The sequence below is a fragment of the Streptomyces sp. NPDC051104 genome, from assembly GCF_040682835.1.
In the GTDB taxonomy this organism is placed as follows: Bacteria; Actinomycetota; Actinomycetes; order Streptomycetales; family Streptomycetaceae; genus Streptomyces; species Streptomyces cynarae.
This window is the reverse complement of record NZ_JBFBBS010000028.1, coordinates 1-16,580: the sequence shown is the minus strand read 5'-3', so window position 1 is coordinate 16,580 and position 16,580 is coordinate 1. Positions and strand designations below refer to the sequence as shown.

The window sequence follows — 16,580 nt, the reverse complement described above, 5'->3', positions numbered from 1 at the left end:
GCCTTTCTCAGGTCGGGAAGTCGCCGGCGGCCCGGCCGGTCAGTGCCGGGACGGGGAGACGCAACGGAAGCTGGAGGCGGCAGCCGTGTCGCCGTGGCCCTTGTAGCGGGACACCGACGGGTAGCTGCACAGGTCGCGGGTGACCGTCTGACCGTCTGCGTCGATCAGGGTGGCGGGCAGCGTCTTGGGCGCCTTGCCGTGCTCGACCCAGGCGGTCAGCGCGGCGAGGCCGTCGGCCGAGCCGTCAAGGCCGTTGAGGCCGTTGAGGCCGCAGTGGTTGGTGTTCGGGGCGAGGAAGAGACGGTAGAAGTCGTCGACCCGCTTGGAGCCGCCCATCTCCCGCTCGACCTGCTTGCGGTACTGCACGGTGCCCTGGGTGGGGATGTACTGGTCGGCCTGGCCGTGCCAGGTCAGCAGCTTGCCGCCCGACTTGCGGAAGGCGGACAGGTCCGGGTCGTCCGTGCCGATGACCTTGTCGTACTCGGCCTCGGACTGCTTGAACAGCTGCGCGAAACGGCCGTAGGTGATCTCCGAGATGTCGAGGGACGGGTCCTTCGCCACCCACAGCCTGACCCACTCGGCGGGCACCTGGAATGGTGCTCCCTTGACGTTCCCGTCGGCGTCGGGATCGGAAAAACCCGCCAGAGCCGCCAGGTTGGCCCCGATCGGGACGCCGGACCACAGCTTCTCGCCCGACGGCGTGCGCGGACCGTCCCAGATCCTGCGTACCACGGCCGCGTCGGCCACCGTGATGGTCAGTTCCTCGCCGTTGCACACGACCTTGGTGCCGATCAGCCGGCGCGGGTCGAAGTCGCAGCGCGAAGCGTCGTTGACCAGGCCGTCCTTGACGCCGTCGAGCGAGTCGCAGGCCTTGACGGCGGCGTCGGTGAAGGCCTTGAACTCGCAGGGGGTCGGGTAGGTCTTCTCGTTGTTCATCACCACCTGGGGCCACAGGGTGGCGACCTCGAACTCATCCCAGTTGATCGCGGGCGCGTCGGCGAGGATGCCGTCGTAGTCGGTCGGGTAGCGCTGGGCCTCCATGTAGCCCTGGCGCCCGCCGGTGGAGCAGTCGGTGAAGTAGGAGTAGGCGGCACGCTTGCCGTAGACCCCGTCGACGACCTCCTTGCCGACGACCGCCGCCTCGTGCTGGGAGCGGGAGGCGAAGTTGTTCAGCAGGGCGGTGTTGACCTGCCCCTTGCTGTTCAGTGCCCAGCTGGTGTCGAGGGCGTCGCCGACGCCGGCGTCCGTGGTGGTCGCCGCGTAACCGTTCTTGACCGCGGTGGCCAGACCGACATTGTTGTCCCCGGCGAGGTAGGCGGCGCCCCCGAGCCCCTGGAACCGGCCGTTCCACCCGCTGACGGGCAGCCAGGTCCGCACCTTGGCGTGGTCGCCGTCGCCCGGGCGGGTGAGGGTGACCGTGACCTCGCAGAAGGCCGGGACGTCGGTGACCGTGCCCTGCAGGACCCCGGTGCCCTGGATGGTGCCGCCCCCATGGCGGACCGCCGTCACGGACTCCACCTCGGTGCCGGCCGGGGCCTTCACCGACACCGTGTCGCAATTGAGCGGCGTGGAGGCGGAGTTCCGGGGTTCCGCCGACGCGGTCGGCAGGTACACCGGCCGCGAGGACAGTCAGAAGTCGTCGTCTCATGGGTATCCATCCAAGAAGTAGGTGTGCGCCCGCTCGCGCGACGACACATGTGTACGGCGGATGAGCAGGACAGTGGCTGGGGCGGCGGTCTCACCGCGGACGACGTCCGCGCGCACGCCTCCCCGACCTGGGTGTGCGACCCGAGGCAGCCTCGGGTCCGCCGAAGACTGATCCGAACCCTATCACCCGTTAAGACGGTGACGGAAGGGTGTGTTTCAACCTCAGCTGAGCCAGTGGCCGGACGCCGCCCGACCGGCTCCCACTCTGGACGCACGCCGAGCACACGACAACAGTCAGTTGACGGTCCGCGTCCACGGGCCCCGGCCGAGGACGGTGACGAACGTGTTAGGTCATGCGGCGGGGTTCGGGGCCGCCCCGGAGATGCGCGTCTCCAGCCAGACGGTCTTGCCCGGCCGTTCGGGGAGGTGTGCCACGTTGTCCGCCGGCGCGTCGACCGGGAACAGGCCGCGGCCGTGCTCGGCCCGCGCGCTGCCTCGTCGGTGAGCGGGCAGGCGGCAGGCATGGGCGGGTCGGTGTCGGAGTCCCCCACCTCCAGGCGGACGCGGTCCACGGACGCCCGCAGCCGCAAGTCCATGTCGTCGCCTGCATGGATGAGGGCGTTGGTCACCAGTTCCGAGGTGATGAGGACGCGGTCGGTCGACAGGTCCTCCAGCCTCCAGTCGCACAGGTGCTCGGGCACGAAGCCGCGGGCCTGGCCGTCCGACCGGGAAGCCCCGGCGTCCGGGGCACTGCGGTCGTCCATGAGCCCTTCCGGCCGGCATCACCCCCTCGCCGGGGCCACGTCACACCTCGTCCGCTCCCTCGGTCGCGCTGCCGTCGCGCTCCTCGCGCAGCCACCGGGAGTGGTACCGCTGCGCCCAGGACCGGCTGACGTACCCGGTACGCATCCCGAGCCGCGCCTCCGGATCCTCGAAGGCCTCGCGCATGTGCCCGAGGACGACGAAGGTGATCGTCCAGGCCAGCAGGTCGTGGACGAAGATCGCGCTGGTGCGGGAGATGAAGGGCAGCAGGCCCATGAACCACATCAGCAGGCCGGTGAACATCATGACCAGGACGGCGCCGGCGATCCAGCCCGCGTAGAGCTTCTGCCCCGCGTTGAACTTGCCGGCCGGGCGCGCCTCGGGCGACGTCCTGCGCCTGCGGACGGCCCGCAGCCACCGCCGGTCGTACACCGCGAACCGGTTCAGCCTGTGCAGGTCCGCGCGGAAGTCGGCCGAGAGGAGTCCCAGCAGGAAGGGCAGTGGCAGCGAGATGCCCGACCACTCGTGCACGGTGACCATCGGGTGCCGCCGTCCGACCAGTTGGGCGAGCGGCCCGAGGTACAGGCAGGCGGCGGAGACCAGGCACACCAGCATCAGGTAGCCGGTGGCCCGGTGGACCATGCGTTCGGCGGTGCTGAAGCGGCGGACCCGGTCGGAGGGGTCAGGCCGCGTCGCTGTGCCGGTCGGCGCCGTCGAGCCAGCCGTCGATCGCATAACCGCGTTCCTCCCAGTAGCCGGGAACGACCTTGTCGGTGACCGAGATGCCGGACAGCCACTTGGCCGACTTGTAGAAGTACATGGGGGCCACGTAGAGACGGACGGGTCCGCCGTGGTCGTGGGTGATGGGCTTGTCCTGCATGTTCAGTGCCACCAGGACGTCGGAGCGGCGGGCGTGCTCCAGGGTGAGGCTCTCGGTGTAGGCACCGTCGAAGCAGGAGAAGCGGACCCCCGCGCCCGGGGAGCGTACCCCGGCGGCGTCCAGGATGTCCGCCAGCTTCACCCCTTCGAAAGGCGTCTTGTCCACACGCCATCCGTCCGTGCACAGCACGTCATGGACGACCCGGGTCTGCGGCATCGCGCGCAGGTCGGCGAGCGTGTAGGTCTTCGGCTTCTCCACCAGTCCGCCGACCGTGAGTTCGTAGTTCGTCTCGTCCTTGTGCGGCACCGAGCCGACGACGCTGTAGTACCGGAAGCCGCCCGGATTGGGCAGCAGGCCGGTCAGCCCGGTGGCGTCGACCTGGGAGGCGGCACCGAGGAACCCCTCCCAGCCACGCTGGAGGTAGGGCGCGGCGGCGAGCCCCGCGGCGCCCGCGCCGAGCATGCCCAGCATCGCCCGCCGTCCCACCGGTGCGCCCTCGGCCCTCGGCTTCGGCTTTCCTGCCTTGGTCAGTGTGCTCCTTCGGAGTGGTGACGATCCTGGCGAGGTGCGGCCGTACGGCAGACGGCGCCGGCCGGGCGGGTCCACACGTGTGAACACTGTCGAGCCATGCAGCGACATCGTCACCTATTCAACTGGTGACGATACTGGCACGGCCGTACTCGGGCTGTCAACAACACGACGAATGGGACAGCGCGGCATGTGCGCACTCGACATGTGCCCACAGGCACACATGCATGAGCTCCGCACGGCCGGAACCGGGCAAGGCCACGACACGTGCTAGGCTCTGAGGGACGTAGACCGTGTTTCGAGGAGTCGCAGACGTGGTGGGTGACGACGACATCTCCGGGTGAGATCCGGATCTGACGGCCACCGGCCGGCGCTCAGGGGCGCTGCCGAGGTGGTCCGTTTCGTCGTACCCCTTTTCCCATGTCTGCCCAGGGCAGAACTCCGAGCTCTGCCCTCAGTACCTCCGAGGTCGCTTCCATGTCCGACGCCGCCATCGTCTCCTCGAACCTCTCCTTCGCCTGGCCCGACGACACCCCGGTCTTCGACGACCTGTCCTTCGCCGTGGCCCCCGGCCGTACGGGCCTGGTCGCCCCCAACGGCTCCGGCAAAAGCACCCTGCTCAAGCTGATCGCCGGCGAACTGAAGCCTGCCACCGGCTCGGTGTCCGTCAGCGGCACGCTCGGCTACCTCCCGCAGAGCCTGCCCCTGACCGGGAACCTCACGGTCGCCGAGGTGCTCGGCGTCGCCGAGGTCATCCGTGCCCTGGACGCCGTGGAGTCCGGCGACGTCAGCGAGGAGCACTTCACCACCATCGGCGACGACTGGGACATCGAGGAGCGCACCCGCGCCCAACTCGACCGTCTCGGCCTGGCAGACCTCACCCTGGACCGCGGCCTGAGCACGCTCAGCGGCGGCCAGGTCGTCTCGCTCGGCCTCGCCGCCCAGCTGCTCAAGCGCCCCGACGTACTCCTGCTCGACGAGCCCACCAACAACCTCGACCTTCAGGCCCGGCACAAGCTCTACGACGTGCTGTCGGACTTCAACGGCTGTCTGCTCCTGGTCAGCCACGACCGCGCGCTGCTCGACCGCATGGAACGCATCGCCGAACTCGGCAGCGACGAACTGCGCCTGTACGGCGGCAACTTCACCGAGTACGAGGAGGCCGTCCACGCCGAGCAGGAGGTCGCCGAGAAGAACGTCCGCAACGCCGAGCAGGAAGTGAAGCGGGAGAAGCGGGAGATGCAGCAGGCTCGCGAGCGAGCCGAGCGCCGCGCGAGCAACGCCGCACGCAACCTCAAGAACGCCGGTCTGCCCCGCATCTTCGCCGGCAACATGAAGCGGGGCGCGCAGGAGTCCGCGGGGCGGGCCGGGCAGATGCACGCGGCCCGGGTCAGCGAGGCCAAGGCCCGCCTCGACGAGGTCGGGCGCGCGCTGCGCGAGGAGCAGCGCCTCACCCTGGAACTGCCCGACACCAAGGTGCCCGCCGGTCGCAACCTGTTCCTCGGCGAAGGGATGCAGGTGCGTCTCGGAGACGAGGCCGTGTTCGCCGAGGGCGGTGTCGACCTGACCATCCGGGGCCCCGAGCGCATCGCGCTGACCGGCCCCAACGGCGCGGGCAAGACCACCCTGATGCGTCTGATCACCGGCGACCTCGCCCCGGACAGCGGCAAGGTCAAGCGCAACGACGGCCGGATCGCCTACCTGTCGCAGCGCCTGGGTCTGCTGGACCTGGACCGCACCGTGGCGGAGAACTTGGCGGCGTTCGCGCCCGAGCGGCCCGATGCGGAGCGGATGAACCTGCTCGCCCGCTTCCTTTTCCGGGGCGCGCGGGCGCACCTGCCGGTCGGGGTGCTCTCCGGCGGTGAACGGCTGCGCGCCACCCTGGCCTGCGCACTGTGCGCAGAACCGGCGCCCCACCTGCTGCTGCTCGACGAGCCGACCAACAACCTCGACCTGGTCAGCGCGGGGCAGCTCGAGAGCGCGCTCAACTCCTATCAGGGCGCCTTCATGGTGGTCAGCCACGACGAGCGCTTCCTTGCCGAGATCGGGGTCAGCCGCTGGCTGCGGCTGGCCGACGGCGTGCTCAAGGAGATGGGGGCCCCCGCGGTGTGAGCCGCCGGAGCGTGCAGTGGCCCGCGTCCGAGGCCGTGCGCCCGGCGGGCCGACCACCGATCACGTTGGACGGTTTCCTGTGCCCCAGACCGCTCTGCTCGCCCACGACCTGGTCCGCTCCCTGGGCGGACGGCGTGTCCTCGACGGCGTCTCCCTGACCGCCTCCCCCGGCCACCGCATCGGCCTCATCGGGGAGAACGGCGCCGGAAAGTCCACCCTGCTGCGGGTGCTCGCCGCCGTGGACGAACCCGACGCGGGAAGCGTCACCCGCCCCGGCGACCTCGGCTTCCTCCACCAGGAGATGCCGTTCGACGCCGGCTCGACCATCGCCGCGGTGCTCGACGAGGCGCTGCGCGAGGCCCGCGAGGACCTCGCGGAACTGGACCGGCTCGGCGAGGAGCTGGCCCGCGTCCCGGAGGACGACCCCAGGCACCAGGAACTCCTCGACGCCGCGTGGGCGGAGCAGGGCCCGCAGCCGCTGGTGTCCCTGCACGACGTGCGGGTGCCCGGCCGTCTCGCACTGGACGGCCTGGAGGTGTCGGCGACCGACCGGCTGCTGGTCACGGGCGGCAACGGGGCGGGCAAATCGACGCTGCTCGCCGTGCTCGCCGGACGTCTCGCGGCGGAGGGCGAGGTGCGCAGCCGGCGCCGGCTGACTGTGGGGCTGCTCACCCAGGACACCGTGTTCGACCGGCCCGAGCGCACGGCGCGCGACACCTACGAGCAGTCGCTGGGTTCGGAGCGGGCCGAGAAGGTGCCGCTGACCTCGCTCGGCGTTATGCACGAGGCGGACCTGGGCAAACCGGTCGGGCAGCTGTCCGTGGGGCAGCGCCGGCGGCTGGCGCTGGCGCTGCTGGTGGCCCGCCCGCCCCAGCTGCTGCTGCTCGACGAGCCGACCAACCACCTGTCCCCGGCGCTGTGCGACGAACTGGAGGCCGCGCTTCGGCCCGGGGCCCGGCGCGATCGTCCTCGCCAGTCACGACCGCTGGCTGCGCCGACGGTGGCAGGGGTGCGAACTGCGGCTTCAGGCGGAGGGCGGGCAGCGGGAGAGCGCGGCGGCGACCGGCTCCCGGGCCTGACCCGCGCCCAACGCGCTCGGTGCCGTACGATCACTTCCCCATCTCACCCGGATGACCGCATTGAAGGGTGACGGTTCTGTTGACGGTGCTTGCGCCCCATGGGCGTCACCTGTCAAGATGGTGATGTGAATCTTAACCATGTCTTCGTATGCGGGCACCCGGCGCTCGACTTCGCGGCCACCCTCCGCGCCCGGCGCTCGACCCGGTTCGAGATGTTCGTGACCCCGGAGCGGCTCAACGCCTGGTACCTGGAGTCCGGACTCGTGGACACGATCACGCCTGGCGAGGAGGACGACGTCCGGGAGGCGATCGCCGTGCGCGAAGCGATGTACCGGCTCGTCACCAACCGGCGACTCGGCGAGGAGTTCGACCGCCAGGCGCTCGCCGTGGTCAACGGCGCCGCCCGCAAGACCCCCGCGACACCGCAGCTCACCCTCACGGGCCGGCACACCGAGGCGACCCCCGAGCAGGCCCTGGCCACCGTCGCACGGCAGGCCGTCGAACTGCTCAGCGGCCCGGACGTCCCCCTGCTGAAGGAATGCGGCAACCCCGAGTGCACGCGCGTCTACATCGACCGGTCCCGGGGCATGCGGCGGCAGTGGTGCGGCATGGAGTCCTGCGGCAACAAGTACAAGGCCGCCGCCTACCGCGCACGCAAGAAGACCGCGTCCGCCGTGACCACGCGCTGACCCCCTGGCCGCGGGCATCGTGCGGTCGCGGCGCTTGTGCGGTCGCAGCGCTTGCAGGGATCAGCGCGGGCGAGCGCTGCCAGCGTCTCACGGAAGCTGTGCATCAGCACGTCCCACGCTCCCGCGCGCCGGCGGCAGGTGCCGCCCGTGCGCCGGGCCAGGAGGCAGCCGGGGGGCCGCCGGACCTGTCCAAGGGGCCTGCGGGAACGAGCCCGAACCCACGGCCGTCCTCGGACGATGCCTCGCCGCGCGCCGGTCACGGCGTGAACGGACGGGGCGACGCGGTGACGCGCGACAGGAGCGCGCCGGCGGCCCTGAGGGGGGACTCGAACCGCCGGCGCGGGGACGTGCTCCTGCCACGGGAGCGTGGCAGGACTCCGGAAGACCCCTACCGGTCCCGCCGTCCGTGTGTCCGACGGCGGAGCCTCCAACTGGACAACGTGACGGCAGGTCGAAAGGTTCAGCACACCACCCACACCCGGCAACCGCTTCCAGGACTCCCGCCGGGAGGTCTCCGGGAAGACCGGCCCGAGGTGTCTCAGAAATACATGGCTCGGTGGCTGCGGTAGGCGAAGGTGTCGCCGGAGCTGAGGATGGTCACGATGTCCTCGCAGAAGCGCCGGTACTCCGTCTCCTGCTCGGCCGGCAGGGTCACGGAGACGGGCGTTCCTCGAAGCACGACATGTCTCAGCAGGGTGAGCAGCCGCTGCGGGGGAGGATGCAAGAGCACCTCCACGACCCGGCGGAAGCCATCGGTGAGACCCCTCTCCTTTTCCGGCTTTTCGGCGCTCGTCTCGGCGCGCGTCTGGCCCGGCATCGCGGGCCGGGCCTGGTCGTGCTCGACGAACAGGTCGAGGCAGGCCGTCAGTTGCCCGAGATCGGCCGCGGTCACCTCGATCGGATACAGGCTCATCAGCTGGTCGCCGCCCGTGCTGTACAGAACGTATCCGGCCCACTCCTCCGGAGCTGGGTCGGTGGACGTGCTCGCCGTGTGCCACTCGGACCACAGCGGCAGTTTCAGCAGTACCTGCACCCAACTGTCGTAGGCATCCGAGATGATCCGCTCGTCGTCGGACTCCAGGCCCGCGCTGTGGAGTCGGTAGAGGTGGCGGAGAAGCGGTTGTTCAAGGCTCTGGAACTTCGCGAAGAACACGGGATCGTCGGGGATCAGAACGTACAAGGGACTCCTCCTCGCCGGCATGACGACCCGTGGGGGCGAGCCATCGGCCGGACCGCCTTCGCGAAGCCGCGCAGCCCGACGGGGGACTCCGTCGTCCGGTCGGCACCGCCGCGCGGTACGGCTGCGTCCCGTCCGACGGCACTTGACCGATCTGCCGGTGGAGCAGGCTCCGGAAGCAGTCGCCCGGCTGTTCGCCGGCCCGGCATGAGGATGAACGGAACGGCTACCGCGAGGTTCACCCGCTGTCCTGCCGGTCTCAGCATCCAGGCACACGTGTCGCCTGTCAAAGAAACACCTTCACCGCTCGCCGGGCACCCCCGTGCAGGACGCGTCCGGCTGTTCGGGGAGCCCGCCCACCGACCGGACGCCTGCCGTCATCCAACGCATGGCGCATGCGGAGGGTGTGAGAGAGGCAAGTCGACATACCTGTCCACCGACGGTCATCGGCTGCCATGCTGACGGTCGTCCGCCACCGCCGTTCCGGCTCCGACGGCAGGGCAAGAGGGCTCCTCACGGCGACAGACACATGTCACGCGGCATGGCCGCTCGGCGCCGTCACGAGGAGAGGAAGCTCTTGTGAAGCGGACCGCTCGTCCCGGACCGGAGCGGTGACCCGACCGGACGGGCGACCATCGGCACGACGTGAGAAATGGCACGGGGTGGGCCCGGTCACCCGGCCCACCGTGCTCAGGCCCGACACACAAATCTCCGTAAAGGGTCGTCACGGAAGGTTCGGTGACACACTTGCCGGGCAGTCTGTGCGAAGGAGCCACGTGCGGGTGGCGGCCGCGCGCCTTGAACGGCCGAAGAAGAGTCGGCACCAGCTACATGCACAAGCACATCGGCGCTTATCGTGAAAAGTGAACATGCCCGGCGTACCGTCTGGCGTTGACACTTATCTGCACGGGACCCTCGGCGTGGGTACCATGCGCAAACATCATCCATATCGAGGGAGTGAAACGGTTGTGACCAGCCAATCAGCCGGCACGCTCCGATCGCGGTTGGTAGAACAAGCCGCGTCGGACCTGGAGGAGAACCGCCGTCGACAGCAGGAACTGGCGGAGAGACTCACGGTGTTGAAGCAGGAGGAGGCCCTCCTGTCGGACATCCTCACCCTCGCCCAGCGGTACGAGGGCTTCGCGGACCCGTCACGTCTGCCCGAGCAGTTGCAGGACGAGCCCGTCGCCGCAAAAGCGAAGCGAGCCCCTGCCGAAGCCACTGCGCGACGCTCGGCCTCGGCCAGGAGCGCTCCGGCGGGTGACGCGGCGAAGGCCGGCGCGAAGGGGAAGTCGCGCCGGCCTCTGCTCGGTGACCTCCTGTTGGAGCTGCTCGGCAAGCACGACGGGCCGCGCCTGGCGAAGGAACTGCGGGACGAACTTCTGGAGAAGTACCCGGACCGCAATCCGACACCGCAGGTGGTACGGAACACCCTCGAATCCCTGGTCGCCAAGGGACGCATCCAGCGTCACAAGCAGCAGCGTTCGGTGATGTACACCGTCGTCAAGTCGCGCGTGGCCGGCTGACACCTCCGCTCGCCCCGCGCGCGGTGGCTCCCGCCGGCCGGACGCGGGTGTGTGCCGTGCGACGCTGTCCGCCGCGGGACGGGAGAGTCGCCCGGTGCGCCAGAGCGAGCGGAGCGGGCTGAAACCGGCCTTCTCCTCCGCCCTGGCCCAGGCCGGGACGCCCAGTGCCGCGTCCGACCACTGCTCCCCCACCTTGAGCACGGGATCCTGCAGCCGTGCCGCCAGAGCCGCCACCCGGGACCGTCGATCAGTTGGGCGGAGCGGCCTACCGTGGCCGCGATCGACAGCGGGCGGCCAGCGCTGAGTTCGGTGTGGGCGAGGTGGAGCCGGACCCCCATCCGGAAACACACTCGGTTGCCGGCACTCGCAGGTGTGACCTCGTCGGGGTGCGCGCCGCAAGATTCCTAACCCCGCCATATGTTGTCGAACGCGCCGCCCTCGACACCCCGGCGCAGCCGTACGGCCTCCAGCTCCGTCACCGCGTCCCCGACGGCGGCCAGCACCGTGTTTCACCGCGTCCCCATCTGGGCTCTCGCGCGCCTCCGACGGGGTGTCGCCGATCCTCAGGACGGCCGTCAGAGCGGCGAGGACCGGATCGCCCGAGGCCCGACGCTCCTCCGCGCGACGGCGCTCCGGGGAGTCGGCCGGCACGGTCCGCGTGAACCGCGACCGGAGCCCGTGGCCCCGCGGGTGGACGATGAGCCCGGCCCGTTCCAGGTCGTCGACGTAGGCCGCGGCGAGTTCGCTGCCGCGGCGCCACAGCCAGTCCTCGGCCGTCTCGTACGGCTCCCGCCGGACGAGCGAGGAGAGTGCCTGGTCCAGCAGACGGTCGCCCGTCGCCACCGGCGGCCCGGGCACCACGCGGTCGCCGTCCAGCGTCAGCGCCCCGCTCTCCAGCAGATCGACCGCCTCCGCCCCCGCCAGCGCGAGGGAGAGGTCGCCCTGTTCCACGGGCCGGTCGGGCGGCGGTCCCAGGGCGACGAGCGCGAGGTCGCGTGCGATGGTCATGAGTCTCTCCTCGTCTCCAGCAGGCGCAGCCACACCTCGCTGATCGTGGGGAAGGCGGGTACGGCGTGCCAGAGGCGCTCGACGGGCACCTCCGCGGTGATGGCGACGGTGGCCGAGTACAGCAGTTCGGCGACGCCCGGCCCGGCGAAGGTGGCGCCGACGACGACGTGACGGTCCGGGTCGATGAGGATGCGGTCTACCGCCGCTTCGCCTCCCGCGAGGAACTCCTCGCAGCCATCTACGAATCCCGCCTCACGGCCATCGAGCACGCCATCAAGGACGCACGACTGCGCGAGGCACCCGTCGCCGTCGCCCTGCACCGCTACGTCGAGAACATCATCGCCGTCAACCGCACCTGGCCCGTCGACCTCACCCGCATGCTCGCCGACGAGGCCGTCCGCCGGCGCCGGGACGCCTGTGTCGCCGAGGTCGACGCCTTCCTCGAACGCGCCACCGACGAAGGCCTCCTGCGCCCCGGTCTCCCGGAGGGATGGGCGAGCGCGCTGCTGCCCCAGCTCATGCACCTTGTGTCCCGGCAACTGCCCGAACTGAGCCCCGCACAGGCGGCGGACGTCGTCGTCGACACCCTGCTGCACGGCCTCGGTGCGTCCTGACACACCGACGGCCCTCGGGAACACGTGTGTCCAGGTGTTCCCGAGGGCCGGTCGGCCTGTGCGGTGGCGATACGGCTGCGGTACGGCTGCGTCCCGCCGCCGCTCGACTCATTCCACGACCTGCCCAGCCGTGTCCGCGCCGCCCTCCGCACGCTGCGGCCGTGAACCCGTCGGCGGCCTCAGGGATCGGCGCCCGTGGGGGCCGTGCGCGGCCGCCTGCCCGGCGCCCCCGCGGGCCGGGAACGGGTCCGGTCGGAGGGCTGGGGCCCGCGATCGATCCAGTCCCACCCGCCTCGTTCCCCAGCGGTGCGCCTGCCGGCCTCCGCCTGCCAGGCATCCGTACACATGCGCGCACCGTAGATACGTATGACAGTAGCTCACATGTGATGGCAGTTACGACAGGGCCCGTCACCGCGGTACGCGCCGGCCACGCCGGGGGCGTCCGGCCGGGAGTTTCCGTCTTCGTACCGGTCGGTGCGCCGGACCGACGGCTCATGAACCGCCGAAGGCACACCCGGTGTATGGCGGCCACATGTCCGACAAGAAACATTTCGGCCATATCAAGTGACGTGAACCCCTGGGGGCATTTAGTCTTCGTCCCAGGTGGGCCGAAATAGGTGGCGGGCACGTCATGGGTGTCGCGATCCGTACGCACGGGCACGCCGGCGTGCGCGGACCGGAGTGGTTCAGCGGGGAAGGGAGTGGGGGACAGTGGAGTCGGTCATCGGGACCATGGTCGGCCGCGAAAGCGAGCAGGAGACGCTGTCGGCGTTCGTGGCGGCCTCCGGGGGCCGGGCTCTCGTCCTGCGGGGCGACACGGGTGTGGGCAAGAGCGCCCTGCTGGACCACGTGGCCGAACTGGCAACAGGTGAGCAGTACAGGGTGATCCGGGCGGCCGGGGTCGAGGCCGAGTCGGAACTGCCGTTCGCGGGCCTGCACCAGTTCCTGTATCCGCTGCTGTCCTACCTGGACCGGCTGGACGAGGTGCACCGGAGAGTCTTCGACGTCGTGTTCGCGAGGAGCGAGGGGACTCCCCCGTCGGTCATGACCCTCGGCATCGCCGTCCTCGACCTGCTGTCGCTCGCGGCGTCGCAGAAACCCATCCTGCTCGTGCTGGACGACGGTCAGTGGCTCGACGCCTCAAGCACCGAGGTCTGCGGCTTCGTGGGACGCCGCCTCACCGGCAGCTCGGTGAAGCTGATAGTCGGTCTGCGTGCCGCCGTGCCCTCGGGTTTCGACACCGCCGCGCTGCCCGAACTGCCCGTGACCACGCTGTCGGAGAAGGCCTCCGAACAGCTCCTGGACATGCGCTATCCCGGGCTGGACCCCCAGATCCGCCGTCTGGTGCTGGACGAGGCCCAGGGAAATCCGCTGGCCCTGCTGGAACTGCCGCCCCACGTGCGGGGCGGCCGGGCGGGACGCGACCCCGCGGAACTGCCCGGGTACACCGGCATCCCGCTGCCGCAGCGGCTCCAGCACGTGTACGGTGCGCGCATCGAGACCCTCGGCGACGCCGTGCGCGCGGAGCTGCTGCGCGGCGCCCTGGACGGCGTCGAGGCCGGCACCGCGGCCGGCCGCCCGGGGGGGCACCCGCTACCGCATGCTGGACGCCGACGAGGCCGCGGCCTGCGGCCTGCTGGGCATCGATCCGCTCACCGGGAACTTCGTCTTCCGGCATCCCCTGGTGCGGTCGACGGTCGTCCAGATGACGACACCCAACGAGCGGCGCGCGGCCCACGCCGTTCTCGCCCAAGTACACCGCGAGAACCTGGAACGGCGCGCCATGCACCTGGCGGCCTCGACGGTCGATCCCGACGAGCAGGTCGCGGCCGTACTGGAAGCAGCCGCGGACTCCGCCACTCGGCGGGGCGGCGCCGTTGCCGCCGTGGCCTGGCTGACCCGTGCCGCGGAGTTGAGCGAGAGCCTCGAGGAGCGGTCCCGGAGGCTCGGCAGCGCGGCGTTCATCGCCGGGCACGCCGGCCAGCTGGACCGGGCGCAGCGGTTGGTGGGCTCCGACACCGGATTGGGCAGAGCCAGTCCCCGGCGTCGGTGGTCGCATCGGCCTACGTCGCGCTGTACGAGGACGGGGACGTACGGTCCTCGCAGCGTCAGGTGCTGGCGGCGATCGAGAGCATGCGGGTCGGCGGCGTACGGGAGCCGGACGAGATGCACACACGACTGGTCAACCTGCTGCTGGCCATCAACCAGTACGCGAGCGACGAGACATCGTGGGGACCGACTCACGAGCTTTTCGGCTCCCTGGGCGAGCTCGTGCCGTTCATGTCACGCATATACCAGGACGCCTGGGGCGACGTGGTGCGGCGCGGTGCGGGCGTGCACGAGCGGGTGGAGCGCGCCTTCGCCGGCCTCCGCGACCTCGAACCGTGGGACGTCACCCGCCTGTGCGCCACCGCCTACCACGTGGACACGCTCAGCCAGTACCGGCCTTATCTGCAGCGCACCGTGGACCGCGAGGTCGAGACGGGGGCCGCTTCGGTCGGCATGACCATGCTGCACCTGATCATGCTCGACCAGATGGCGGTCGGTGAGTGGGACGAGGCCGAGCGCACAGGAGAACGCTGCCTGGAACTGACCACGTCTCATCGCAATGCGCTGTTCGCCCACCAGAGCCGTGCGTACCTCGGTCTGCTGGCCGCGATGCGGGGCCAAACCGAACGCGCGAGGGGCCTGCAGGCGATCGTCGACGCCTGGGCCCGCCCCCGCGGCATCGGCTTCCTCACCCAGATCGCCGACGCCATCGGCACCACCGCCGCCCTCAGCGAAGGCGACTACGAAGCCGCCTACCTCCACGCCATCGGCATCACACCCCCCGGCACCTTCACCCCTTACGCCCACCAGGCCTCCCGCACCCTCCTCGACCTCGTCGAAGCAGCCCTGCACACCGGCCGCGCCGAACAAGCTCGCGCCCACGCCCTCGCCGCGCAGGAAGCCAACCTCCCCGAGATCTCCCCCCGGCTCGCCCTGATCACCTACGGCGCCCTCGCCATGACCGCCGCCGATCCCACGGAAGCCGACGCCATGTACGACCGCGCCGAAACCCACCCGGCCGCCGCCGTCTTCCCCTTCGAACACGCCCGCATCCGCCTCCCCACGGCATCCGCTTGCGCCACACCCAAGGACGCAAAGCCGCACGGCTGTCCCTGACCCTGGCCACGGAGACGTTCGAACGGCTCGGCGCACCCACCTGGACCGAACGAGCCCGGGCCGAGCTCCGTGCCACCGGCGCGGCCACCCTCGCCTCCTCCGCGCACCTCGCGGCGCTGACCTGGCAGGAACGCCGGATCGCCGACCTCGCCGCCGGCGGCCTGACCAACAAGGAGATCGGCGAACGCATGCACCTGTCGCCGCGCACGGTCAGCTCCCACCTGTACCGGGTCTTCCCCAAGCTCGGCATCACCTCGCGCGCCGCGCTGCGCGACGCACTGGGCAAGATCCCCGGCGAGCAGAACGTGTGACCGGAACGTGTGCCCCATACCGGTGACCACAGTGGCCGACGGCCCGGGACGACAGGTTCCGTCCGTCGGCGGCGGTGTGTTCAGCCCTCCACGGGATGGGCGCGGATGCCACGTTCGTCGAGCCAGCCGAGCACGTAGTCGGCGACCAAGCGCCATCCGTTGTCGACGACCAGCGAGTGGGCGCGGTCTGCGAACTGCTTCAGGTCGGTCACGGCCGTGGAGTCGCCGTACTGCTTGTAGACCGCACGCGTGACGGAGTCGGGCACCAGTCGGTCCTGCTGCCCGGAGATCAGCAGGAGCGGGCCACGACGCGCGTTGGCGATGTCCGCCACGGCGCGCGGGCTGCGGTCCGCGTCGGCGCATCCGAGGTCGGTGAGCAGCCGGCGCGGTGCCGGCACCACATAGCCCTCGAAGAGCCGGTCGGACTCCTCCGCCGCGACGGTGTTGGCAAAGACCTGGTGGAACTGCTCCGGGGACAGGGACACCAGCCGGTCGGCGGTGTCCGCCTGGTCGGGGGTCCACAAGCGGGTCCGGGAGGCGGGCAGCGGGACGCCGTTGATCGGGGCGGGTGCGATCGCCACCGCTGCCCGGCCCACATTGGCGCCGATGAGATGCTGCGCGATGAGCCCACCGACCGAATGGCCGACGACAACCGGCGAAACCTCGAACGACCGCACGATGTCGGCGTAGTGGTCCGTCAGCGCGTCCAGTCCGATGCCGCCGAGCGTCTCGGGCGACTTGCGCACCTCCCGGGCGACGGCTGCCTCCCCCGGCCATCCCGGTGTGAAGACGAGGAATCCCCGGCTAGCGAAGCGCTCCGCCCACGACTCCCAGGAAAACGCATGGACCCATGCGCCATGGATGAAGACGACGGGAGTACGGTTCACGGCTGGCTCCTCCGAGCATGACGACCACCCGGCACCTGGCACGCGGGCGACTGTTCCAGAATCGTCGAGGCACGGGCCAGGGGCGACAGTCGAATGACTTAGAGGCCGCGCGGATAGGCGTGCGGTCATGGTCGGCGGTTCGGGCGTTCGTCCCAGCGGTGAGTGGTCCATGCCTGCCGGATCAGGCTGCGCACG

Annotated in this window: 8 protein-coding genes and 5 pseudogenes; 6 read left to right on the top strand and 7 right to left on the bottom strand. The window is 70.6% G+C overall.

Annotated features, from left to right (window positions below):
- Positions 1–39: 39 nt before the first annotated feature.
- The 3 genes and pseudogenes from AB0N14_RS28825 to AB0N14_RS28815 all read right to left on the bottom strand — a co-directional run bounded on the left by AB0N14_RS28825 (position 40) and on the right by AB0N14_RS28815 (position 3,760).
- Positions 40–1,648, bottom strand: a pseudogene (locus AB0N14_RS28825) (tannase/feruloyl esterase family alpha/beta hydrolase).
- An 803-nt stretch (positions 1,649–2,451) separates the two neighbouring features.
- Positions 2,452–3,144 carry a cytochrome b/b6 domain-containing protein gene (locus AB0N14_RS28820; RefSeq protein ID WP_366028636.1) on the bottom strand — a complete coding sequence of 231 codons (693 nt, stop codon included), beginning with the start codon at positions 3,142–3,144 and terminating at the stop codon, positions 2,452–2,454.
- Positions 3,092–3,760, bottom strand: coding sequence for a molybdopterin-dependent oxidoreductase (locus AB0N14_RS28815; protein WP_366028704.1), 669 nt, complete (start codon positions 3,758–3,760; stop codon positions 3,092–3,094). The genes AB0N14_RS28820 and AB0N14_RS28815 overlap by 53 nt, the downstream gene beginning before the upstream one ends.
- A 534-nt stretch (positions 3,761–4,294) precedes the next feature.
- Between AB0N14_RS28815 and abc-f the strand changes: the two genes are divergently transcribed.
- The 3 genes and pseudogenes from abc-f (at position 4,295) to AB0N14_RS28800 (ending at position 7,697) form a co-directional block, all read left to right on the top strand.
- Positions 4,295–5,929, top strand: coding sequence for a ribosomal protection-like ABC-F family protein (abc-f, locus tag AB0N14_RS28810; RefSeq protein ID WP_366028635.1), 1,635 nt, complete (start codon positions 4,295–4,297; stop codon positions 5,927–5,929).
- Positions 5,930–6,008: 79 nt separating this feature from the next.
- Positions 6,009–7,008: pseudogene (locus AB0N14_RS28805) on the top strand (ATP-binding cassette domain-containing protein).
- Positions 7,009–7,133: 125 nt separating this feature from the next.
- Entirely contained in the window at positions 7,134–7,697 is a 564-nt protein-coding gene (locus tag AB0N14_RS28800; RefSeq protein WP_366028634.1) for a CGNR zinc finger domain-containing protein, read from the top strand.
- Positions 7,698–8,235: 538 nt separating this feature from the next.
- On the opposite strand, the gene AB0N14_RS28795 is transcribed toward AB0N14_RS28800, so the two are convergent.
- Positions 8,236–8,877: a hypothetical protein gene (locus tag AB0N14_RS28795; protein WP_366028633.1), complete on the bottom strand. Its 642-nt coding sequence runs from the start codon at positions 8,875–8,877 to the stop codon at positions 8,236–8,238.
- Between the two features lie 965 nt (positions 8,878–9,842).
- Here AB0N14_RS28795 and AB0N14_RS28790 point away from each other — a divergent pair.
- Entirely contained in the window at positions 9,843–10,400 is a 558-nt protein-coding gene (locus tag AB0N14_RS28790) for a hypothetical protein (RefSeq protein ID WP_366028631.1), read from the top strand.
- Positions 10,401–10,804: 404 nt separating this feature from the next.
- Here the strand turns inward: AB0N14_RS28790 and AB0N14_RS28785 are convergent.
- Both AB0N14_RS28785 and AB0N14_RS28780 read right to left on the bottom strand, forming a co-directional pair.
- A pseudogene (locus AB0N14_RS28785) lies at positions 10,805–11,408 on the bottom strand (GPP34 family phosphoprotein).
- Positions 11,405–11,602 (bottom strand): annotated as a pseudogene (locus AB0N14_RS28780) (pyridine nucleotide-disulfide oxidoreductase); the annotation flags it as partial. The pseudogenes AB0N14_RS28785 and AB0N14_RS28780, both read right to left, overlap by 4 nt.
- Here AB0N14_RS28780 and AB0N14_RS28775 point away from each other — a divergent pair.
- Together AB0N14_RS28775 and AB0N14_RS28770 are read left to right on the top strand one after the other, a co-directional pair.
- The gene (locus AB0N14_RS28775) at positions 11,576–12,022 is read left to right on the top strand and encodes a TetR family transcriptional regulator (protein WP_366028630.1); all 447 of its coding nucleotides are present in this window, start codon (positions 11,576–11,578) and stop codon (positions 12,020–12,022) included. The pseudogene AB0N14_RS28780 and the gene AB0N14_RS28775 overlap by 27 nt on opposite strands.
- A 711-nt stretch (positions 12,023–12,733) precedes the next feature.
- A pseudogene (locus AB0N14_RS28770) lies at positions 12,734–15,498 on the top strand (AAA family ATPase).
- Between the two features lie 80 nt (positions 15,499–15,578).
- On the opposite strand, the gene AB0N14_RS28765 reads toward AB0N14_RS28770, so the two are convergent.
- Positions 15,579–16,385 carry an alpha/beta hydrolase gene (locus AB0N14_RS28765; RefSeq protein ID WP_366028629.1) on the bottom strand — a complete coding sequence of 269 codons (807 nt, stop codon included), beginning with the start codon at positions 16,383–16,385 and terminating at the stop codon, positions 15,579–15,581.
- Positions 16,386–16,580: the final 195 nt, after the last annotated feature.